Here is a 21,664-nt window from a genome sequence, read left to right as displayed (position 1 = left end):
GCGGTCCCGGCGGAGGCCTCACCGGGACCGCTCAGGCCGGTTCGCGACGCCGCGTCGTGGGCGCGGGCACGGAGTGCGGAGCGGCCGGCAGCGACGAGGCGCGGATCATCAACTCCGGAAGAATGAGCGCCCGTTGGGCCGGACGGCGACTGCCTTCGAGCAGGCGTGCCAGCATCATCTCGACGGCCGTGCGGCCCACGAGAGCCTTGGGCGGCCGTACTGCTGTGATGGCCGGGTCGGCGAGATGGGCGACCTCGTCGTCGTAGCTGACGATTGCCAGGTCGTCGGGGACGCGGATGCCCTGCTCGGTCAGGTACTGGACCACCGAGAGTGCGTCGGGGTCGCTGTGCACGATGAGCGCGGTGATGCGGGAGCGGCGGCAGCCTTCCAGGATGTCACCGATGATCCGGCGGTGTCCCGGGACGTCGAGGGCAACGCTCTCACGTATCAGGAAGTCAGCGGACAGACCGAGTTCGGCGCAGGCGCGGTGCCACCCCACGGCGAGGTGCGCCGAGGTGGGGCTGCCCTTGGACAGCACGAGCCCGATATTGCGGTGGCCGAGCGTGTGCAGATGCCGGACCGCCATCTCCAGCCCGGTCGCGTGATCGCTGCGCACCCATTCGAGCTGGTGCGGCGTCGGGGTCCAGTCGGGCGTGTTGCGCTCCACAAAGACCACGGGGACCGGCAGCTTGCCGATCCAGTCGATCATCTCGTGCATGCCGGGGCCCTCCAGGTTCGGCGCGAGGAGCAACCCCTGCACCTGCCCGGATTCGGTCAGCCGGACGATCTGCCGGCGGTCCTCCGTCTGGTCGTAACTGGAGCCCCGCAGCTGAACGTTGACGCCGTGCGCCGCCGCGGCGTTGCGGACGCCACTGACGATGTGCGGCCAGTAGAAGTCCAGCGAGGGGACCACCATCCCGATCGTGTACGCGGGCATCGCGAGCCGCCTCCGGCGCACCGGCTCCTGCTCCAGGGCAGAGGGCAGCGTGGCCCCGCCGTGCACCCGGGTCAGCAGGCCGCGCTCGGCCAGCGCCGCGATGTCGCGCCGGATCGTCAGCTCGCTGACCGAGAGGTCCTGCGCGAGATCGCGCACGCGAACAGCGCCGTGCAGCCGCAGCTGGTCCATCAGCCGTTCGCGGCGTTGCAGTGCGAACAGCTGGTCGGCCCTCGCGGACGATCCCGCGGGTCCCTCGGGCCCGGTGAGCCGTGTCGACGTCATGGCGCATCCCCTCCCGTCCGGTGCTGAGCCCGGGCGATGTTCGAGTTTGTTCGGCTCGTTTCGTCTGTGGTCGAGCTCTGGTGGGTCTGTGTGGCTGACCACTATCTCTGACTCAGCGTCTTCTGGCTGGAACTCGCCGGAAACACGGATGGCACCTGCTGTTTGAGCGGGCGCCCAAAGGCAGAGGAGCCCGCACCGCATGCAGACCAAGGCCCGCGCTCTGGTCGTGATGAGCAGGTCCAGCTTCGAGGCACACTTCGACCAGGACCGGCTGCGCCGCCTCGCCGACCTCGTGACCCTGGACGAGCCCTGCTGGACGGACGACCTCGACAGCGCACGGTCGCGCAAACGCCTGGCCCGCGCCGAAGTGCTGCTCACGTCGTGGGGCGCGCCCGCTCTCACACCGCAGCGGCTCGCCGCGGCACCCCGCCTGCGGGCCGTGCTGCACGGGGCGGGCAGCGTGCGCGACCTGGTCGGGCAGGAGGTGTGGCGGCGCGGGATCCGGGTGACCAGCGCCGCCGACGCCAACGCCGTACCGGTGGCGGAATACACCCTCGCCGCGATCATCTTCGCCGGGAAGAAGGTCCCGTTTCTCGCCGCCGACGAGCAGCGCGCTTACGGGGGCTGGGGCTCGGTCACCGGTTACGGCGACCTGTCCAACTTCCGGCGGACCGTCGGCATCGTCGGCTTCTCGCGGATCGGCCGTCAGGTCGTCGAGCTGCTGCAGGTGCTGCGCGGCACCACCTGCCTGGTGGCCGACCCGTACGCCGACCCGGAGGAGGTGGCGCGGGCCGGTGCGAGGCTCGTACCGCTGGAGGAGATGCTGCCGCGGGTCCACGTGCTGTCCGTGCACGCCCCCGAGCTGCCCGAGACCCACCACCTCATCGGCGCCGAACAGCTGAGCATGCTCCCCGACTTCGCGACGGTCATCAACACCGCGCGCGGCTCGCTCGTCGACCCCGACGCGTTGGCCGCCGAGTGCGCCGCCCACCGGCTCTTCGCGATCCTCGACGTCACCGATCCCGAACCGCTGCCCGCCGAATCGCCGTTGCGCCGCCTCGCCCGCGTGATGATTACGCCGCACATCGCCGGGTCCCTGGGCACCGAGATCGGCCGGCTGACCGACCACGTCCTCGACGAGCTCGCCCGCTGGGTCGCCAGCAAGCCGCTGCGGGCCGAGATCACCGCGGAGAGCTGGGCCCTGGGCCTGAGCGCCTGACCCCGACCCGCTTGCTCCACCGTCCCCAACCGCTCAAAGGAGAGCCGCCGCAATGAAGTTGACGAAGAACCTCGCCCGTATCGCGCCGTTGGTCGTCGCCGCGACCCTCACTGCCACCGCCTGCGACGCCAGCGGCACGGACAGCACCTCGTCGTCCAAGGGCAAGACCGTCGTGAAGATCGCGTTGTGGAACTACAAGACCACGCCCGAGTTCAAGGCCCTGATCGACGGCTTCGAGGCCAAGTACCCCGACATCGACGTCCAGCCGGTCGACATCCTCGCTGACAACTACCCGGAGAAGGTCACCACAATGCTTGCGGGCGGTGACACCACCGATGTCCTGACCATGAAGAACGTCACCGACTACGCCCGCTACGCCACCCGCAACCAGCTCCTGCCGCTGACCGACGAGGCGGCCGAGCTGGACAAGGCGTCGTACTCCGGTCTCGACGACTACAACCTCAAGGGCAAGTACTACGCGCTGCCCTACCGCTCGGACTTCTGGGTCCTCTTCTACAACAAGGACATGGTCGGCAAGGAAGACCTGTCCAAGCTGACCTGGGACGACTACGCGGAGCTGGCGAAGAAGTTCACCAAGGGCTCCGGCTCCGACAAGGTCTACGGCACCTACCTGCACACCTGGCGCTCCGTCGTCCAGGCGATCTCCTCCGCGCAGACCGGCGGCGACCAGCTCGGCGGCGACTACGCGTTCTTCAAGGACCAGTACGAGATGGCCCTCGGCCTGCAGAAGGCGAAGGCGACCCTGCCGTTCTCCACAGCCTCCAGCAACCAGATCACCTACGACTCGCAGCTGACCACCGGCAAGGCCGCCATGGTCCCGATGGGCTCGTGGTGGGCGGCCGCGCTGCTCGCCGAGAAGGCGCAGGGCAAGAACGACATCAACTGGGGCATGGCGCCGATGCCGCAGGTCAAGAACGACGGCAAGACCGTCACCTTCGGTTCGCCGACCGCGTTCGCCGTCAACAAGAAGGCCCGCAACGCGGACGCCGCCAGGAAGTTCGTCACCTGGGCCTCAGGTCCGGAGGGCGCCGCCGCCGTCGCGAAGATCGGCGTCACGCCCGCGTACACCAGCGACAAGATCCTCGACACCTTCTTCTCCGTCGACGGGATGCCGACCGACGCACTGTCCCGCAAGACGATGCAGCCGACCACGGTGCAGCTGGAGATGCCGGTCAGCGACAAGACCTCCGACATCGACCAGATCCTCAAGGAGGAGCACGAGATGATCATGAGCGGCGAGAAGTCCGTCGACGAGGGCATCAAGGAGATGGACAAGCGCGTGAAGGACGAAGTCCAGTGAGCGTCGTCGCACCCCCAGTCACCCAGCATGCGTCCGACGGCGTTTCCGCGGCCCACCAGGCCGCCGCGAAGCGCCGGCGGCGCCGCAACCTCCTGGTCGGCTGGTCGTTCATCCTGCCGAACTTCCTCGGGTTCGCCGCCCTCACCCTCGTCCCGGTGATCGGCGCGCTCGCGATCTCCTTCACCGACTGGGACTCCTACTCCACCCCGAAGTGGGCGGGCCTGGACAACTTCCAGCGGTTGTGGACCGACTCCAACTTCTGGGCCGCGCTGCAGAACACCCTGTACTACGCGGCAGGACACATCCCGCTCACCCTCGGGGTCTCGCTCGGCCTCGCCGTGCTGCTCAACCAGAGGCTGCGCGGCGTGCACGTCCTGCGGACCGCCTTCTTCTTCCCGTACATCACGTCGCTCGTCGCCGTCGCCGTGGTGTGGAACATGCTGCTGAGCCCCGAGTCGGGGCCGGTCAACCAGTTCCTGACGTTCCTCGGCATCGACCACCCGCCGGGCTGGACCAGCTCCCAGGACTGGGCGATGCCTGCGCTGATCATCACGAGCGTGTGGCGGGACATGGGCTACTACATGGTGCTGTTCCTGGCCGGACTGCAGACCGTCCCGGCCGAGCTGTACGAGGCGGCCCGCATGGACGGCGCGGGCCCCTGGCAGCGGTTCTGGCACGTCACCCTGCCGGGACTTCGGCCCACGACCTTTTTCGTCACCGTCATGATCACGGTCTCCAGCTTCAAGGTCTTCGACCTGGTGCAGGTCATGACCGAGGGCGGGCCGGGCCGCTCCACCCTCGTCCTGTCCCAGCTGATCTTCCGTGAGGGCATCACGCAGGGCCGCTTCGGTTACGCCTCGGCGGTCTCCCTCGCGCTCTTCCTGATCTGCCTGGTGATCACGGTGATCCAGTTCCGGATGCAGCGAAGGAGCGAGCGATGAGCACCACCGTGCTGCGCAAGGACAGCAGCGCGCCCACGGACCCGGCTCCCGCAGGCCCTGCGGCGGAGCCCCGCGCCCGCAGCGGCGCGGTGGTGGTCACCGGGCAGATCGCCCTGTACGTGCTTCTCGCCGTGGTGGCCCTTGCGGTTCTCCTGCCGTTCATCTGGATGCTGATCTCGTCGGTCAAGGATGACCGCGATGTCTTCACGGTGCCGATCCAGTGGATCCCCGAAGAGTTCAAATGGGACAATTTCGCCACCATCTGGACGCGGGTGCCGTTCGCCGCCTACCTCGGCAACTCGTTCTTCCTGAGTATCGTGATCACGTTTCTGCAGGTGCTCACCGGCAGCTTCGCGGCGTACGGCTTCGCCAAGATGCGCTTCCCGGGCCGGGATTTGCTGTTCACCGGCTACATCGCGACGATCGCAGTGCCGTGGCAGGCGTACATGGTGCCGCAGTACGTGATCATGCAGAAGCTCGGCCTGGTGAACTCGTACACGTCACTCATCCTGCTGCAGGCGTTCGGCGCGTTCGGAGTCTTCCTGATGCGGCAGTTCTATCTGACGATCCCGGACGAGATCAGCGAGGCGGCCCGCCTCGACGGCCTGACCGAGTACGGCATCTGGGCGCGGATCGTGCTTCCGCTGTCCAAGCCGGCCCTCGCGAGCCTCGCGCTGCTGACGTTCGTGAACACCTGGAACGACTACATGGGCCCGTTCATCTACCTCACCGACAACCGCCTGTGGACCGTGCAGTTGGGGCTGCGCGCCTTCATCGGGCAGTACGACGCGGAGTCGGCGATGATCATGACGGGTTCGGTGCTCTCCGTGGTGCCGGTCCTGGCGGTGTTCCTGCTTGGCCAGCGCTACTTCGTGCAGGGCATCGCGGCGACCGGTGTGAAGGGCTGAGGGGTGGAGAAGATGGAGGCGAGCCGGCGTCCGCGGCTGAATGTCGCTTACGGTTCATGGGAGTTGATCTGGGCGCACGTCCACCGTGTCCTGGTCGTCAACCTCGGGGTCGCCGTGACGAATCTGCCCCTGCTGGCCGCGCTGCAAGTGACCCATCAGCCGTGGCGGCACCCGGTGTTCTTCGGGCTGTTGCTGCTGACGCTGCCGGGACCGTCCCTCGCCGCCGCGTTCGCGTATCTCGGCGCGACAACCGGGGACGAGCAGGCGCCGGTACGGCTGTTCGCCCGGGCATACCGACAGCTGTTCCGGCGAGCGGCGCTGGTCTCGGCACCCTTCGTACTGCTCGTGATCGCGGCCGTCACGGATGTCGTGACACTGCGAACATTCGTGCTGGGTACGGCAGTCGTACCGATGGCGGTGGTGGTCGCGCTGGTGGCTGTCGCGGCGTGGCCGGTCGCGCTCGCGCATGTGGCCGGGGGCGGGGGCATCGGACGGCGGCTCTTCCTGCTGGCGCCGTACGCAGTGGTCCGGCACGGGCTGCTGGCCCTGATGAACCTCGTGCTGGGGATCGTGGTCCTGTTGCTCGTCAACCAGGCGCCACTGTTGGGGCTCGCGGTGTTGCCTGGGTGCGTGCTGTTCGTGTTGTGGCGCAACTGCCGGGTCATGGCGGTCTTCAGCGATCCGGGCGCGGCGAGCGACCCTGTCGAACGAGAGGGGAGGCGTGATGTCACCGACAGCTTCCGGTCGGGCGCGGGACCGAAAACATCCGCTGGACGCTGACCGCTTGGGCGGGCTGCATGCCCGTATCCGGTTGGCGGCGGACTCCGCGCGGAGCACGCACATGCCGGACCTGCCGTTCTCCGTGTACCGCCGCTTCGACGACGACGGCGACCGTCTGGCGTACGAGGAGCTGTACTTCCGGCGCCGAGCGCTGGTGACGGCCCTCGCCGCCGAGGTCCTGGTTGACCCGGCAGTCCAACTCGGGTCTTTGGCCGATGCGTTGTGGTCCGTCTGCGACGAGTACACCTGGGCGCTGCCCGCCCACGAGATGCATGCGACCCGCCTGGGCCGGGGCATGGACCAGTGCCTCGACCTGTTCGCCGCGCTCACCGCGCAGCTGCTCGCCGAGACGGTCCAGGTCTGCGGCGACCGGCTCGATCCCCGGGTCGCCGCCCGCGTGCGCGACCAGGTGGACCACCGGGTGCTGTCCCTCCTCGCCGACGACGAACGCCCGCTTCTGTGGGAGGGCTGGGCACACAACTGGGCAGCCGTGTGTGGCGGTTGCGTGGGGCTCGCGGCACTGGCCCTGTGGGAGCCGGGGCCGCGCCTGACCCGAGTCCTCGACCGGTGCCGACGCGCCCAACTCACGTACCTCAGTGGCTTCGGCGACGACGGGGGCTGTGCGGAAGGGGTGGGCTACTGGGTGTTCGGGTTCGCGCACTTCGTCTACTTCGCCGAGGGGCTACGGGAGTTCACCGGGGAGGATCTGCTCACCCACCCCAAGGTGTCGGCCATCGCCCGCTTTCCGGGCGCGGTGCATCTGGGCGGCGGGCTGTTCCCCGCCTTCTCGGACGGGGAGGAACGGTCTCGCGTGCCCGCCGGTCTCGCCCGACAGCTCGCGCGGAGGCTCGGGGTCCGGGTCCCCGCCGAGGCCGTGGAGGCCACGGACAGCGGGGCGGACCTCTCACGGGACTGGGCCGACCTCTCCCGAACCCTGCGCTGGGGCGCCCCGGGCCCCGCCCCCGCGCCGGAACCCGAGCCGCCCACGGCGTACCTCCCCGACCTCGCCTGGCTGGTCGACCGGGGACAGGGCGTGGCCTTCGCGGCCAAGGGCGGCCACAACGCCGAGCCGCACAACCACAACGACCTCGGCCAGTTCGTACTGGCGGCCCGGGGTGAGGTGCTGCTCGCCGACCTGGGCGCCGGCGAGTACCGCAAGGGGTACTTCGACGAGGCCACCCGCTACGCATTCCTGCACGCCTCCTCGCGCGCGCACTCCGTTCCCCGCGTCGACGCGCGCGAGCAGTCCGCGGGCGGCGCCCGTGCGGCCCGGGTCCTGAAGCTCCACCTCCACGCGCACGGCGCGGACTTGACCCTCGACCTCGCCAGCGCTTACGAGGTGAACGGCTTGACAGCGCTGCGCCGAACCTTCTCCTGGCACCGCGACACCGGGGAACTGCTGCTCGTCGACGAGGTGGAGGCAGAACGGCCGGTGCCGCTGGAGGAGGTGTTCGTCAGCCGGCTGCGCCCCGAACTCCGCGCGGACGGGGCGGTGTGGACCGGAACCGCGGCACAGGCCCACATCGGCCTACCGGAAGGCTGTGTCCCGCACGTCGAAACGGTGCACACCACCGACCATGAGGGTGCCCCCGACACGGTCCACCTCCTGCGGCTCGGCTTCGACCTCGTTGAGCGGCGGGCCCGGTTGCCGTTCCGTTTCACCGTCGGCCCTGCTGTCGGCGGGGATGGCCTCTCCGTGGCGTGGCCCGAACCAGGCCCGATGCCGACCGGGATTACGGATTACAGCTCTGTGAAGGGCTCCTCCTCCGACACGAACCGGTAAGGGTCGTAGGCCCGGTAGCTGACCCGCAGGAGACCCGGGATCTCGTAGCCCATACAGGAGTAGCCGTACTCCACGTGGTACTGGCGTGGCGAGCGCGCCCGCCACAGCTTGTGCAGATCGCCGGGCATCGACCCGGCCGCGTTGATGACGACATCCAGCTCGCCGACCACCGCGTCCAGCGCGCCAAGCACCTGCGCCTGGGTCGGCCGGGCCGCGCCGTCCGGGGCGGCGTACGCGGCCTCGATCACCGGCTCCCAGCGCGCCTTCGCCGCCGCATACTGGGCCCGGTACGCCTCGTCCACCCGGTAGCCGGCCAAGGCCCCGGTGAGCGCCGACAGGCCCTCGCGGGCGTCGGCGACCAGGCCAAGTCCGGCCAGCTTATGGGCGTCGCGCGCGTCGACGTTGAGGCCCACGAAGCGGACGTCCGGCGCCGCGAAGAGGGTGTTCGACGAGGTGGTGAAGTCCGAGTAGCGGGTGCCGACGCCGATCACCAGGTCGGCCTTACGGGCGACGGCGTCGGCCGCCTCGGTGCCCGTGTGGCCGATACCGCCCAGGTCGGCGGGGTGGTCGTGGCGCAGGGAGCCCTTGCCCGCCTGGGTGGATGCGACCGGGATGCCGGTGGCGTCGACCAGGACGCGCAGCGCCTCCTCGGCCTCGCTGTGGTGGATACCACCGCCGGCGACGATCAGGGGACGGCGTGCGGCCCTTACCGCCGCCGCGGCCTCGGCGACCGCCCGCGGCTCGGGCGCGGGCCTGCGCACCTGCCAGACCCGCTCCGCGAAGAACTCCTGGGGCCAGTCGAAGGCTTCCGCCTGCACGTCCTGCGGGAGGGCGAGGGTCACGGCGCCCGTCTCCACCGGGTCGGTGAGCACCCGCATCGCCTGCAGGGCGGCCGGGATCAGCGCCTCGGGGCGGGTGATCCGGTCGAAGTAGCGGGAGACGGGGCGCAGGGTGTCGTTCGATCCACTCGCTGTCGCCGGTGGCGAACGTGTGCTCGGTGGCGGGCGCCAGCCCAAGCACCCGCAGCGAGGAGTGCTCCCAGCCCACGCGCTGTGGGCTGATGTCCCATCAGATACGGTCCGCGCGCCGCGCTTCCCGCCGGAACATATGGATCCAGCGTCATGTTGTCAGCCTCTCCTGGTCCTGATCCGGTCAAAGCAGCCCGACGGCCGTGTCGACCGCCGCCGCCACGTCGCCGTCCGGCGGATAGAGCAGGGAGCGGCCCACGACCAGTCCGCGCACGGTGGGCAGCGAAAGCGCCCTGCGCCACTTCTCGTAGGTGGCGTCCTGTTCCCTGCTGACCTCGCCGCCCAGCACCACAGCGGGCAGTGTGGAGCTCTCCACCGCCTCGGCCATGTCGTCAAGATCGGCGGTGACCGGGAGCTTCAGCCAGGTGTAGGCCGAGGTGCCGCCAAGGCCGGAGGCCACCGCGATCGCGGTGGCGACGGCCTCGCCGCTGAGGTCGTTGCACACCCGGCCGTCCACGCGCCGCGAGATGAACGGCTCGACGAAGACCGGCAGCCGCCGCTCCGCCATCTCGTCGATCGCCCGAGCCGCCGACTCCATGGTCGCCAGCGAGCCGGCGTCGTCGTAGTCGATCCGCAGCAGCAGCTTGCCGCCGTCGAAGCGGTGCCGCTCGATGTCCTGCGGGCGATAGCCGGTGAACCGGTCGTCCAGCTCGAAGGACGAGCCGGCCAGCCCGCCCCGGTTCATCGAGCACAGCACCACCTTGTTGTCGAGGGCGCCCAGCAGGAGCAGGTCGTCAAGGATGTCGGCGGTGGCGAGCACGCCGTCCACGCCCGGCCGGGACAGGGCGATGGTGAGGCGGTCGAGCAGCTCGTTGCGGTTGGCCATGGCGAGCCGCTGTCCCCCGACGGCGAGGGCTCCGCGCGCCGGATGGTCGGCCGCGACGATCATCAGTCGTCCGCCGTCGCCCACCAGCGGGCGGCGGACCCGCCGGGCGGCGGCCTCGGCGATCGCTTCGGGGTGGCTCGATCGCACGGCGGTGAGGTCGGAGATAGTGAGGCTCAACTGAGAGTTTCTCTTTCTGACTTGCGGTGCTGAAGGAGTCATCTGCCTACGCGCTGCCGCAACCGCCTTGCTCCCATGGAGGTCTGGGGGCGGAGCCAAGGAGCTTTCACCCCGGCACCTCAGCGGAGCTGAGAAGCGCGTCGACCTCGGCGGTGGTCGGCATCGCGGAGGAGCAGGCGAGGCGGGAGGCGACCAGGGCGCCGGCCGCGTTCGCGTAGCGCATGATCGCCGTCAGGTCCCAGCCCGACAGCAGGCCGTTGCACAGGGCCCCGCCGAACGCGTCACCCGCGCCAAGCCCGTTGACCACCTCGACCGGGTGCGGCGGGACCTCGGCCTCTGTGCCGTCCCGGTGCACGGCCAGGACGCCCTTGGGGCCCTGTTTGACGACGGCCAGCTCGACCCCGGCGGCGAGCAGCGCCTCGGCGCAGGCACGGGGCTCGCGCTCGCCAGTGGCGAGCGCGCACTCCTCAAGGTTGCCGACGCTGACCGTGGCGTGGCGCAGTGCCTGCGTGTAGTACGCGCGCGCCTCCTCGGGACCGGAGTGCCAGAACATCGGGCGCCAGCCCAGTTCGAAGATGGTGGCGGTCTGCGCGGCGCCCGCCTCCTTCGCCGTACGCGCATCGCTCCTGGCTGCCAGGGCCGCCAGGGTCGCCGTGCGGCTGGGCTGCTCGCAGAGCCCGGTTCCGGTCATCCAGAAGATCCGGGCCGCGCAGATCGCGGCGAGGCTCAGCTCCTTCGAGTGGATCTCCAGATCCGGCGCCTTCGGCTGCCGGTAGAAGTACAGCGGGAAGTCATCGGGCGGGAAGATCTCACAGAAGGTGACCGGGGTCGGGTACTCCGGCACCTCCGTGACCCACCGCGCGTCCACGCCGAACTCTTCGGTCAGCGCCTGGCGGCAGTAGTCGCCGAACGGGTCTCGCCCGGTGCGGCTGATCACCGCCGCGCGGCAGCCGAGCCGCGCGGCGGCGACCGCCACATTGGTGGCCGATCCGCCCAGGAACTTGCCGAAGGACTCCACCGCGGGCAGCGGTACGCCGGTCTGCAGGGGGTAGATGTCCACACCGATGCGACCCATGGTGATCACGTCGAAAGGTGTTTCCGGCGCCTGGTTTGCGTTCATGTCTCCTCCGGCAGGGCGGTACTGGCCACTCAGTGGCCCAGCTGTACGGTCGCGATCTCCCAGGCGCGAAGCGGCAGCCGCAGCACGCCCCCGTCCATGGGCAGCACCTCGCCGGGGCGGCCCAGCAGATCGCAGCGCCGGGCCCGGGTGAAGCCGCTTTCGACCACGGCCACAGTGTCCGCGCCGCCCTCGGCGACGACGCGCACCTCGCTCCAGCCGTCCCGCTCGCGGGCGCTGGTCAGCACCACGCCGGGGCCCTCGACTGCGAGACCGCACTCCGGCTCCGGCAGCGGCGCGGACACCTCGGCCGCGCCCGGGACGGCGTACAGGCCGTGTCGGAACTCCTCCGCCGCCCGCAGCACCGCATCCGATGCCGAGGTCCAGGCACCGGCGTACGGCAGAAGGGCCAGCGATACTGAGCGGAGGCCGCGGCTCTGCGCACCCGGCGTCGGCACCTGCGGGCCGGCCGGCTCGTCGCGCAGCGGGATCCGGTTGCGGGAGATCTGGCCGGACGAGCGGAGCAAGGTGAGCGCCAGCTCGCGGCCTTCCTCCACCAGCTCGTACTCGCTGTACTCGTCCAGGAGCACCGCGAGCCCGACCGCCGCGACGAAGCCCGCGGCGGGGAACGTCGGCAGCGGGTACTCTCCGCCGCCGCCCTCCGCGGTCAGACCGCGCTCGACCACCGCGAACTGGCCCTCGGCGAAGGAGGACTCGGCCTGCTCCGGCAGTGGCAGGTGCAGGCGCAGCCGGTGGTCGTCGCAGCGGTTGTCGAATTCGACACCGATCCGGGCGTACGGCTCGGCGGCGCGCAGTTCGACGCGCAGGGTGACGGTGACTGGCTCGGTGCCGGCCGAGCGGCCGTCCACGGCGAAGTCGCCGGCGGCGGGCCAGCTGTAGCGCCGCTCGACCTCCAGCGCGGCGCAGAGCGGGGAGCCGGCGGTGCGCGTGATCCGTACCGACTCGGGCTCGGCAACCAGTACATCGGCGGCCGGCGGGGCGTAGTTGTAGGTGTCGCCCAGATCGCCGCCGTCGACGAGCGAGCCGAGGCCGGCGGTCGTGGTGCCGTCCGCGCCGGTCAGGCTGAAGGTGCCGTCGCCGGCGACCTCGATCCGTACCAGGCCGTTGTCCAGCACCCGGCCGTCGCAGCGCACGTCGTTCGGCGGCAGCGCGGCGTCGGCGGGCGAGCCCTGGTCCGGCGTCCGCACAGCGGCGTAGCCCAGCGCGGGGACCTCGGCCCAGACGGGCACCTTTTCGCCGGGCGACGTGAGGATACGCACCCGCAGGCGGCGTTCACGCCAGCCCTCGCCGAGCGCCTCGCGCACTTCGGCAACATCGAAGGCGGCCGACTCGTGGCGGGCCACAGCGAAGGTCAGCGTCGAGCCGTCCTCGCTCAGCGACCAGGAGGCGACGTGCCGCCCGTACAGCTCGGTTCCGTGGATACGGGTGAGCGCGACCTCCGCCGGCAGGTCCCGGTCGTCGGCGAGCACAGCCACACCCGGCCGGTCGACCTCGGCGAAGACCACGCCGGAGCGCTGTCGCGGCGAGGGGTTGAAGACCAGCAGCGCGTCCTGCGGGACGGCCGCCGCCCGGCGCTGCCCGATCAGATCGCACACCGCCTGGCCCAGCTGCTCGGCCTCCGCCATCCGGGCGCTGACCTGGACGGCGGTCTCGTCGCAGCCGCAGCCGGTGACCGAGTCATGGCAGCTGACGGCGATCAGCCGCTGCCAGGCCATGTCCAGGAACCGCTGCTCGCCGCCGTCGCCGTAGAGCGCGGCCATCGGCTCGGCGTAGCGCTCGACCCAGCGCTCCGCGTGGCTCATCGCCCGCTTCAGCTCCGGGCGGATGGAGTTGACGCCGGGCAGGATGTTCGCGCGGGCGTGGCTGCGGAGCTCGCCGTGCACCAGCGGCAGGCCGTCGGTACCAGCGGGCAGCCCCTCGAAGAACGCCGCCAGGGTGGCCAGCCGCACTCCGATGCCCGTCTCCTTGCCCGCCGCGGCCAACAGGTCGGGGGCGTCGGTCGCCGGCGCGGTGTGATCCGAGCCGTACATGCCGAGCAGTGGCCCGCTCTCCGGCAGCGTCCAGGCGCTCATCCGCTCATGCAGCTCCCGCAGCCGCTCGGCCACCGCGCCGCGGTCGGCGAGCAGGCCCGCGGCGTTGCCGTAGCCACCGGCCGGGAGGTAGCGGGTGCGCACCGCGGTGCCGTCGGGGGAAACCCAGGCGAAGGTGTCCGACGTGACGGCGCCGGGCACGCCGCGGAAGACGCAGGCGTGGTCCAGGCCCGCGCCGCGCAGGATCTGCGGCATCTGCGCGATATGGCCGAACATGTCCGGAAGATAGCCGACGGGCATCGTGCCGCCCAGCTCCCCGGAGCGGCGGATCCCGCGCTCCAGATTGCGGACGACCTGCTCACCGGAGCACAGGAACTCGTCCATCAGGATGTCCCACGGACCGACGGCGAGCCGCCCGGACTTCACCAGCGCCGTCACCCGCTCGCGGGCCTCCGGGCGTACCTCCAGATAGTCGTCCACCGCAGCCATCTGTCCGTCCAGGGTGAACCGGTGGCGCGGGTCGGCCTCCATCCGGTCCAGCAGCTCGTCCAGCAGCGCCACCAGCTGCAGCCGGAAACGCTGGAAGGGCAGATACCACTCGCGGTCCCAGTGGGTGTGCGGGACTACTACGAGCTCATGGCTGTCACTCATGCGCGGACTCCCCGGCGGTGGTCAGGCCGTCACGGTCGGCGAGGCGACGGACGGCCGCTTGTGCGAAGGCGATGTCGGCGGCCGCGTCGGGGACCCCCGACAGGGGCGGTACGCCCTGGGTCACGAGCCGGTGGAAGGCGGTCAGTTCGGCCTCGAAGCCGCTCACGGGGGAGCGGAACTCGGTACGTGTCTGCTGCTCCTCGCGGCCCGTCGTCGCGATCAGCAGGGTAGGGGCGTTGAGGAAATACGGGGCCGGGAAGACCAGCTCCGCGCTGCCCGTGGCGTGGTGTACGGCCACTGTCTCCCGGTAGGCCGGGTAGTTGGGCTGGTAGAGCCAGCGGATGCCGTACCGGCCGCCGCCCCGCAGTTCGCCGGAGAGCTCGAGGGACGGCGCGTCGCCGGGGCCCGCGTTCCTGGCGGGCCACATCACGGCGTGGTCGACGGTGGCCGGAGGCCCGGCGAGCAGCCGGATCAGGGACAACTCGTGGCAGACGCTGTTCGTGATGATGCCGTACAGCTCTCGCAGCGCGGCGGGCGCCTCCTCGCCGAGGGCGGTGCGCAGTGGCTTGTCCCCTGCGGCGCGCAGCTCGGCCAGCAGCTCCGGGGAGACGTCGCCGGCGGGCGGCGGCAGCTGGGCGAAGGCCAGCTGCGACTGCGGGGAGGGGTGCAGCACGGTCACGTCGATGTGGTGGATCGCGGCGGGGCCGCCGGCCTCCTCGACCAGCGCGGTCAGCCGCTGCGCTGCCGGGTCGTACTGCTTCATATAGCCGACCATCAGCCGGGCCGTCAGCTCCTCGCCGAGGCCCTCCAGTTCGGCCATCTCCTGCTGGGCATAGCCGAGAGGCTTCTCGGCCAGCACGTGGTAGCCGCGGCGCAGCGCGTCGGCGGTGGCCGGGGCGTGGGTGCCGGAGGTCAGCAGCAGTACGGCGTCGAAGCCGCCCGCCTGAAGCATGGTGTCGACGCTGGTGAAGCGGCGCTCGGCCGGGACACCGTAGCGCTCCCCGGTCCGCTCGGCCACGGACGGCGAGACGTCCGCGACGGCGGAGAGTGTGAAGCGGCTGCCGAGGCGTTCCAGCAGGGGCAGATGGATGGTCTGGGCGATGGTGCCGAGGCCGGCCACCGCGACCCGGACGCGGTCGGTCGTCACAGGCCCGCCTTTCGCAGCGCCTCACGGTTGGTCCGCTGGTCGGCGAGAAGGCCGGTGGGCTCGCGGCCCGTCTCGGGTGCGTCCTGCTCGATCACGGCCCAGCCGGTGTAGCCGGTCTCCTGCAGTACGGCCACGACCTCGGTCATCTCGATCTCGCCCGTGCCGAGCACGGGGAAGGCACCGTCGCGTACCGCCTGGGCGAAGTCGCCGCCCGCGGCGCGGGTGCGCTCCACGGCCTCGCGGGAGGCGTCCTTGATATGCACCTGCTTGATCCTGGGCGCCCAGTCGCGCAGCGCCGCCAGCGGGTCGCCGCCGGCCAGATAGAGGTGGCCGGTGTCGAGGCAGAGCGAGACATCGGTGGCCTCGAGGAGCTTCTCGACCTCCTGCGCGCTCTCCACATCGGTACCCAGGTGGTGGTGGAACACCGGCTCCAGACCACGCTCCCGGCACCGGTCCGCGGCCCGCTGCACGCGGGCGGCGAAGCCCGCCCAGTCCTCGACCGTGCCGTAGGCGATGCCCGGGCGGGCCATCCGCTCGGCGTTGTCCGGGCAGGCAAGGGTGGGGCGCGGAGCGAAGACCGGGTCGGGGACGGGAACGGCGGTGAAGACATCGAGGGCCGCCTCAAGACCGGCCTGGTCGGCGCTGAAGCCGTCCTCGGCGCCGTAGCGCAGGTCGATCCAGCCGCCCGCCAGGGCCAGGCCGGCGTCCGCGAGCCGGCCCGGGAGGGTGTCGACCGTGCCCAGATAGCCGATCGGGCCGGAGTCGATGCCTTCGTAGCCCGCCTCGGCCAGGGCGCTCAGCAGCTCGGTGGCGGTGAACGGGGCTCTGTCGGCCGCGTAGATGCCGAAATTGACCGGTGCGTTCGCCACCCGGATGTTCACTGACACAGTGCGATTACCTCGTTCTCGTAACTTTCCAGACGGTGCAGCCCGCTCTCAGCGGGAAAGGTGGTGCGGTCCGCGTGGACGAGCTCGCGCCGTCCGTCGGGGCGGATGAGTGCGGTGCCTTCGGCGCCGAGCGCGAGAAGTTCGTCCCCGAGCCGCAGCAGCAGGGGCGCACCGGGGCCCGCGGAGACCGCCGTACGGCCGGCCGCCAGGGCAGCGAGCAGGGCTGCGGGGCTGTCGTCTTCGGCGAGCAGCCAGGTGGTGGGGGAGCCGGGCCGCCCGTCGTTGCCGTGGCGATGGAAGTCGCTGCCGCCGATGGCGATGACATCAGGCCGCCATGCCTGGGCCCAGGACAGCGGCGCCCCCCAGCGGCGGTCGAACCAGCCGGAGTGCCAGACCTCGGCGTGCCGGGGCCGGTCGGCGAGCGGCAATCGCCAGGCGCAGTCGCTGCCCAGCGGGTGGTTCAGGGACATGACGCCGCCATGGGTGCGGGCGTGCTCGTACCAGGAGTCGGCGGGCTGACGGAAGTCCACCCAGCCGATGTCGCCGAAGACGTTGGCGTGCCCCTCGTCGCGGGTGACCTCCTGGCCGGGGAGTAGCCTGATGCCGTAGCGGGCTCCCACGGCCGGGAGCTCCGGGTGGTGGCTGACCGTGTTGTGGTCGGTGACGGTGAGGAAGTCCAGACCCTCGTCGCAAGCCAGCCAGGCCAACTCGGGAACGGTGAGGGCGCCGTCGCTGTGCACCGTGTGGCTGTGGAAGTCGCCGGCGTACCAGAGCATTTCGCCGGACGCCGGGATATCCCGGCGCTCGCGGGCGGGCGGCCGTCCGCCCACCGGCTTCGGCGCGGCGGGCGGGGGCAGGGGGGCGGGGCGGGTTGTCGAGGTGGTCACCCGCACCTCGTAGTCCAGGCCGTCTGGCGGGATACGGTGCAGCCGCAGCAGTACGTGCCAGAGGCCGGGCTCCAGCTCGCCCTTGAGATAGCCGGGCGTCGCCCAGTCCACGGCCACCGTGTAGGTATCGCGGGCGCCGCCCGACCAGCCGCGGAAGGCGTCCGCGCCGAGACAGCCCAGGTCCAGCACGCCCTGCTCGCGGTCGAATTCCAGCTCGACGGTGACCGCCGCCGCTCCGGGAGCCACCTCGAAGGGAAGCTCCCGGAGCATCAGCTCCAGCCGGTCCCCCAGCGACCAGCGGCCGCGGTGGACGGTGGTGGTGACGGTCATGCGGCGGCTCCCTCCTCACGGCCGGCGGCATCCTTGGCCGCGGCGTCGCCTCCGGCGTCGATGAGGTCGCCGTCGCGGTACAGCAGCACCCGGTCGGTGCGTGGTATCGCATAGCCCTTGTCGCCGGCCTTGACGAAGACCTCCTCGTCGACGACGACCTGGACGAAGCCCGCCCCGCCGTGCAGCGTCACCAGTTGGGCGCTGCCCAGGTTCTCGATCACCGTGACCTCGCCGGAGAAGGTGTCCTGGACCGGCTCGGTGGAGTACGAGAGGTACTCCGGACGGATACCGAGGACCAGTTTCTCCCCGTCGCCCAGCGCACCGCCCGCGTACTCGGGGGGCACCGGCAGCTGCTGATCGCCGATGACCAGGTTCCCGCCGGACACCACCGCGTCCAGCAGGTTCATCGGGGTGGAGCCGATGAACGAGGCCACAAAGGTGTTGGCCGGCCGGTGGAACACCTCCTTCGGCGTGCCCAGCTGGCGGATCCGGCCGCCCTCCATCACCGCGATCCGGTCGGCAAGCGCCAGCGCTTCGGCCTGGTCGTGGGTGACGAAGACGGTGGTGACGCCGAGTTCACGCTGGAGGCGCTTGAGGAAGGTACGGGCCTCCAGGCGCATCCGGGCATCGAGATTGGACAGGGGCTCGTCGAAGAGGAAGACCTTCGGATGGCACGCCATCGCCCGGGCCAGCGCCACGCGCTGCTGCTGCCCGCCGGACAGCTGCCCGGGGCGGCGTGCCAGATAGTCGCTCAGGCCCAGCTCGGCGGCCGTCTCGGCGGCCTTCTCCGTACGTTCGGCCGTCGGGACCTTCTTGATGCGCAGCGGATAGGCGATGTTTTCGGTGACCGTCATGTGCGGGAACAGGGCGTAGTCCTGGAAGACCATCGCCACATCCCGCTGCCCGGGCGCCGTGTTCGTCACATCCCGGTCGCCGATCTGGATCGAGCCGCCGCTGGAGGCTTCGAGGCCGGCGATGGTACGTAGCAGGGTGGTCTTGCCGCAGCCGGATGGCCCGAGCAAGGCGAAGAACTCGCCGTCTTCGACCGTCAGGCCGATCGAGTCCAGCGCGCGTACTCCGCCTGGATAGACCTTGACGAGTTCGCCCATGGTGATAGATGCCATCAGCGCTTGATACCTCCGTGGAACCGGAATCCGTACCGGGAGCTGACGAAGAGAAACATCAGGACCACCGGAAGGGAGTAGAGCAGGGAGTAGGTGGAGATGAGCGCGAGGTTCGGCTGCCCGCCCTCGGTGTAGAAGGTGTACATCACCACCGCGGCCGGGGACTTCTCCGGCGAGCGCAGCAGCAGGAACGGGACCAGGAAGTTGCCCCACACCTGCGCCACCGACCAGACCGCGATGGTCGCCAGACCCGGCCGCACCAGCGGCACGACGATATGGCGCACGATCTGCAGCGGTGAGGCGCCGAAGACCCGCGCCGACTCCTCGTACGACACCGGCGTGCCGTCCATGAAGTCCTTCAGGATGAAGATGGCGCTGGGCAGCATGCCGCCGGTGAGGATCAGGATCACGCCGAGCTGGGAGTCGATGAGATGCAGCTCGAAGGCCAGGTTGAACAGCGGCACCATGGCCGCCGTACCGGTCACGATCGACGACAGCAGGAGCAGGACGTACAACAGCATGTCCCGGCCCGGCAGCTTCACCCGGCTCAGCGCATAGGCGGCCAGCGCGGAGAACAGCAGCGTCAGCGCGCCCGTGCCACCGGCCAGGATCACCGAGTTGCCCAGTGAACGCAGCGCGTACGGGTTGTCCGCCAGCACCTGGAAGTTCCGCAGGGTGAAGTCGGGCAGTGAGACGGTGACGCCGGGTGCCGAGTCGAACGGGGCCGCGAGCAGCCACAGCAGCGGCAGTGCGAAGAACGCGATCAGCAGGCAGATGAACGTGTAGAAGCCGGCGTGCCGCAGCACGCGCCGGGCCTGCGTCACAGCGGCCCCATGCTCGGCGGCACCCCGCCTGGTCGCCTTGATGTCAGTGGCGGTCATGCGGCATCGTCCTTCCGCGACCTGAGCATCCGCACATAGAACAGCGCGATGATCAGGTTGAAGAGCAGCATCAGCACCGAGATCGCCGCGCCGAAGCCCAGTTCGCCGCTGTTGAGTGCGAGCTTGTAGATGAAGACCGGCATGATCTCGGTCTTGTCGTCCGGGCCGCCGGCGGTGAGCATGAACGGCGTGAAGTCGTTGAACGTCCACAGGCTGATCAGCAGCAGGTTCGTCAGGATATGGCCCTTGATCCGCGGGATCACCACATCGCGCAGCTGCTGCCAGGTGGAGGCACCGGCCAGCCGGGCGGTCTCCAGATGCGACGGCGGCACGTTCCCGATGGCTGCCGCATAGAGCATCATTGAGAAGGCGGCACCCCGCCAGATGTTGAACACGATGATCGACGCCATCGGGTACTCCAGCAGCCAGCCCGTGCCAGGCGTCTGGAGCAGGGCGTTGAGTGTGCCGCTGTCGCGGTCCAGCAGGGCGATCCACAGGAACGCCACCACGGAGCCGGGCAGCACCCAGGCGAGCAGCAGCAGCGACTCGACGAGGCGGCGGAGCGCCCCGCGCCGTTCGCGCATCACCCACGCGACGGCGAAGCCGAGCAGCACCTGGCCGATGACGGCCGAGCCGATGACGTACTCGACGGTCAGCCACATGGAGTTGCCGAACCGGTCGTCACTCAGCGCGTTCTGGAGATTGTCAAGCCCCACGAACTGCGGGTTCGCCGCGGCGAGCCCGGTCAGCCGGTAGTCGGTGAGGCCGAGGTAGATGGTCCAGATCGCCGGGAACAGGAGGAAGGCCGCGATCAGCAGCATCGCCGGGACGATGAACGCTGTGGCGCGGGCCCGGCCCAGGCCGGCGGCATCGCCGCCGGCCTGGACACGGTTGGAGGGGGCGCCCGGTGCCTCCGGGCGCCGCTCCACGTCCTCGCTCTTCGCCGGTGTTCCGGCTTCGAGCTCAGGACTTGATGTTGCCGGCACCGCCCACGGCCCCTTCCAGCTTCTTCGCGTAGTCGGCCGCCGCCTGCTCCGGGCTCTTGCCGTCGACCACCGCGGCCGTGGCCTCCTGCAGCAGCGTGGAGACCTGTGCGTACTCCGCCAGCGGCGGGCGGAATGAGGTGACGGGCAGGACGTCCTTGGAGACGAAGCTCAGCATCGGGTCGCCCGCCAGCACCTCGTCGTTCACGTCGGTGCGAGCGGTGATCCGGGCCTCGCCGGCCAACTGCTTCTTGATGGCGTCGGCCGAGTTCATGAACTTCATCAGCTCGAAGGCGAGGTCGGTGTTCTTGCTCTTCGGGTTGATCGTCTGCACCCCGCCGCCGGAGTAGGAGACGAAGTCCTGGCCGTTCACGCCGGAGCCGGCCGACATGGCCGGGATCTTGGCGTAGCCCACGACCTCGTCGCGCTTCTCCATTGGGGCGACGCCGCCCTTGGGGTTGATCACACTGCGCCAGAAGTAGTCGCCCTCGAGCAGCATGCCCACCTTGCCCGCGGCGAACTCGGCGAAGGACTTGTCGCGGCCCTTGGCCTCCTTCTGCAGCAGCGGGTCGCCCAGCTTGTCGCCGTAGATCTCGCTGTACAGGTTCAGGGCGTCCTTCACACCCTGGGTGGCGCCGGTCCACTTGCCATCGGCCCAGGCCGATTCGCCGGTGCCGGCCAGCAGCGGCAGGAAGCCCTGCATGGTGGTGGCCTCACCCATGGCGGTGCCGGCGTTGAGCTGGATCGGGGTGACGTCCTTGACCGACTTCAGCTTCTCGCCGGCCTCGATGATCTGGTCCCAGCTGGTGGGTTGCCACTTCGCGGGCAGACCGGCCTGCTTGAACAGCTCCTTGTTGTAGTAGATCACCCGGCCGTCGCTGCCGCCGGGTATGCCGTAGAGCTTGTCCTCGAAGGTCGCCAGCTGCTGCACGGAATCCGGGATCTGCTTCCAGCCGTCCCAGCTGGAAGCACCCTTGACAACGTTGTTCAACGGCTTGATGTACCCGGCCTGGGCGAACTCGCCGACCCAGATTCCGTCGATGTCGTATACGTCCGGTCCGGAGCCCGACTGCAGGTCCAGGGCCAGCTTGGTCTTGTACTGCTCGTCGTCCACGCCGCTCGGTCGGAACGTCACCTTCACGTCGACGCCCTTGGCCTTCTGGGCCTTGGTGAACTGCGGGATGACCCACTTCTCGATCCAGTCCGCCTGCGCGGCGTTCTTGCCGCCAGAGATCGCGTTGGCCGTGATCGTAAGGGAGTTGGAGCCCCCGGCGTCATCGCCTGAGCCGCCGCAGGCGGCCAGGATCAGCGTCAGGGAGACGGCGCCAGTGAGCGCCATTGCACGTCTGGTCAGCACATTCATGGATGGGGTCTCCTCGGTGAAGTACCCGGACCCTGCCATGT

The 21,664-nt window shown here is 70.2% G+C and carries 17 protein-coding genes and 1 pseudogene; 6 read left to right on the top strand and 12 right to left on the bottom strand.

Features of this window, described 5'->3' with window-relative positions; genetic code table 11:
- Window positions 1-31 precede the first annotated feature (31 nt).
- On the bottom strand, window positions 32-1,219 hold the full coding sequence (locus ACIA8E_RS21410) for a substrate-binding domain-containing protein (protein ID WP_399300506.1): 1,188 nt from the start codon (window positions 1,217-1,219) through the stop codon (window positions 32-34).
- 199 nt (window positions 1,220-1,418) lie between these two features.
- Here ACIA8E_RS21410 and ACIA8E_RS21405 point away from each other — a divergent pair, with 199 nt between their 5' ends.
- The 6 genes from ACIA8E_RS21405 to ACIA8E_RS21380 all read left to right on the top strand — a co-directional run bounded on the left by ACIA8E_RS21405 (window position 1,419) and on the right by ACIA8E_RS21380 (window position 8,171).
- The gene (locus ACIA8E_RS21405; RefSeq protein WP_399300503.1) at window positions 1,419-2,438 is read left to right on the top strand and encodes a hydroxyacid dehydrogenase; all 1,020 of its coding nucleotides are present in this window, start codon (window positions 1,419-1,421) and stop codon (window positions 2,436-2,438) included.
- A 52-nt stretch (window positions 2,439-2,490) separates the two neighbouring features.
- Window positions 2,491-3,759: an ABC transporter substrate-binding protein gene (locus tag ACIA8E_RS21400; protein ID WP_399300501.1), complete on the top strand. Its 1,269-nt coding sequence runs from the start codon at window positions 2,491-2,493 to the stop codon at window positions 3,757-3,759.
- Window positions 3,756-4,700 (top strand): carbohydrate ABC transporter permease, encoded by a 945-nt coding sequence (locus ACIA8E_RS21395; protein WP_399300498.1) that lies wholly within the window; start codon window positions 3,756-3,758, stop codon window positions 4,698-4,700. Before ACIA8E_RS21400 ends, ACIA8E_RS21395 begins: the two co-directional genes overlap by 4 nt.
- Window positions 4,697-5,608: a carbohydrate ABC transporter permease gene (locus tag ACIA8E_RS21390; protein WP_399300495.1), complete on the top strand. Its 912-nt coding sequence runs from the start codon at window positions 4,697-4,699 to the stop codon at window positions 5,606-5,608. Before ACIA8E_RS21395 ends, ACIA8E_RS21390 begins: the two co-directional genes overlap by 4 nt.
- Window positions 5,609-5,620: 12 nt before the next feature.
- A complete protein-coding gene (locus ACIA8E_RS21385) occupies window positions 5,621-6,388 on the top strand; it encodes a hypothetical protein (RefSeq protein ID WP_399300936.1) in 768 nt (255 codons plus the stop codon).
- A gap of 61 nt (window positions 6,389-6,449) precedes the next feature.
- Window positions 6,450-8,171 carry a heparinase II/III family protein gene (locus ACIA8E_RS21380; protein ID WP_399300492.1) on the top strand — a complete coding sequence of 574 codons (1,722 nt, stop codon included), beginning with the start codon at window positions 6,450-6,452 and terminating at the stop codon, window positions 8,169-8,171.
- A gap of 8 nt (window positions 8,172-8,179) precedes the next feature.
- On the opposite strand, the pseudogene ACIA8E_RS21375 reads toward ACIA8E_RS21380, so the two are convergent.
- The 11 genes and pseudogenes from ACIA8E_RS21375 to ACIA8E_RS21325 all read right to left on the bottom strand — a co-directional run.
- Window positions 8,180-9,130 (bottom strand): annotated as a pseudogene (locus ACIA8E_RS21375) (3D-(3,5/4)-trihydroxycyclohexane-1,2-dione acylhydrolase (decyclizing)); the annotation flags it as partial.
- A gap of 193 nt (window positions 9,131-9,323) precedes the next feature.
- Window positions 9,324-10,202 (bottom strand): deoxyribose-phosphate aldolase, encoded by an 879-nt coding sequence (locus ACIA8E_RS21370; RefSeq protein ID WP_392755347.1) that lies wholly within the window; start codon window positions 10,200-10,202, stop codon window positions 9,324-9,326.
- A gap of 106 nt (window positions 10,203-10,308) precedes the next feature.
- Entirely contained in the window at window positions 10,309-11,322 is a 1,014-nt protein-coding gene (iolC, locus tag ACIA8E_RS21365; protein WP_399300488.1) for a 5-dehydro-2-deoxygluconokinase, read from the bottom strand.
- Window positions 11,323-11,351: 29 nt separating this feature from the next.
- Window positions 11,352-14,021 (bottom strand): alpha-mannosidase, encoded by a 2,670-nt coding sequence (locus ACIA8E_RS21360; RefSeq protein ID WP_399300485.1) that lies wholly within the window; start codon window positions 14,019-14,021, stop codon window positions 11,352-11,354.
- Complete coding sequence (locus ACIA8E_RS21355) at window positions 14,014-15,168, bottom strand: Gfo/Idh/MocA family protein (protein ID WP_399300483.1); 1,155 nt, start codon at window positions 15,166-15,168, stop codon at window positions 14,014-14,016. The genes ACIA8E_RS21360 and ACIA8E_RS21355 overlap by 8 nt, the downstream gene beginning before the upstream one ends.
- Entirely contained in the window at window positions 15,165-16,055 is an 891-nt protein-coding gene (locus ACIA8E_RS21350) for a sugar phosphate isomerase/epimerase family protein (RefSeq protein WP_399300480.1), read from the bottom strand. Before ACIA8E_RS21350 ends, ACIA8E_RS21355 begins: the two co-directional genes overlap by 4 nt.
- A complete protein-coding gene (locus ACIA8E_RS21345; protein WP_399300478.1) occupies window positions 16,046-17,272 on the bottom strand; it encodes a CehA/McbA family metallohydrolase in 1,227 nt (408 codons plus the stop codon). The genes ACIA8E_RS21350 and ACIA8E_RS21345 overlap by 10 nt, the downstream gene beginning before the upstream one ends.
- On the bottom strand, window positions 17,269-18,396 hold the full coding sequence (locus ACIA8E_RS21340) for an ABC transporter ATP-binding protein (protein WP_399300475.1): 1,128 nt from the start codon (window positions 18,394-18,396) through the stop codon (window positions 17,269-17,271). The genes ACIA8E_RS21345 and ACIA8E_RS21340 overlap by 4 nt, the downstream gene beginning before the upstream one ends.
- The gene (locus tag ACIA8E_RS21335; protein ID WP_399300473.1) at window positions 18,396-19,277 is read right to left on the bottom strand and encodes a carbohydrate ABC transporter permease; all 882 of its coding nucleotides are present in this window, start codon (window positions 19,275-19,277) and stop codon (window positions 18,396-18,398) included. Before ACIA8E_RS21335 ends, ACIA8E_RS21340 begins: the two co-directional genes overlap by 1 nt.
- On the bottom strand, window positions 19,274-20,263 hold the full coding sequence (locus ACIA8E_RS21330; protein WP_326632189.1) for a sugar ABC transporter permease: 990 nt from the start codon (window positions 20,261-20,263) through the stop codon (window positions 19,274-19,276). Before ACIA8E_RS21330 ends, ACIA8E_RS21335 begins: the two co-directional genes overlap by 4 nt.
- Window positions 20,241-21,662 (bottom strand): extracellular solute-binding protein, encoded by a 1,422-nt coding sequence (locus ACIA8E_RS21325; RefSeq protein WP_399300470.1) that lies wholly within the window; start codon window positions 21,660-21,662, stop codon window positions 20,241-20,243. The genes ACIA8E_RS21330 and ACIA8E_RS21325 overlap by 23 nt, the downstream gene beginning before the upstream one ends.
- Between the last annotated feature and the right edge of the window lie 2 nt (window positions 21,663-21,664).

It is taken from the genome of Streptomyces sp. NPDC051664 (assembly GCF_044453545.1).
In the GTDB taxonomy this organism is placed as follows: domain Bacteria; phylum Actinomycetota; class Actinomycetes; order Streptomycetales; family Streptomycetaceae; genus Streptomyces.
The sequence above is the reverse complement of the archived record's forward strand: the minus strand, read 5'-3'. Positions and strand labels throughout refer to the sequence as shown.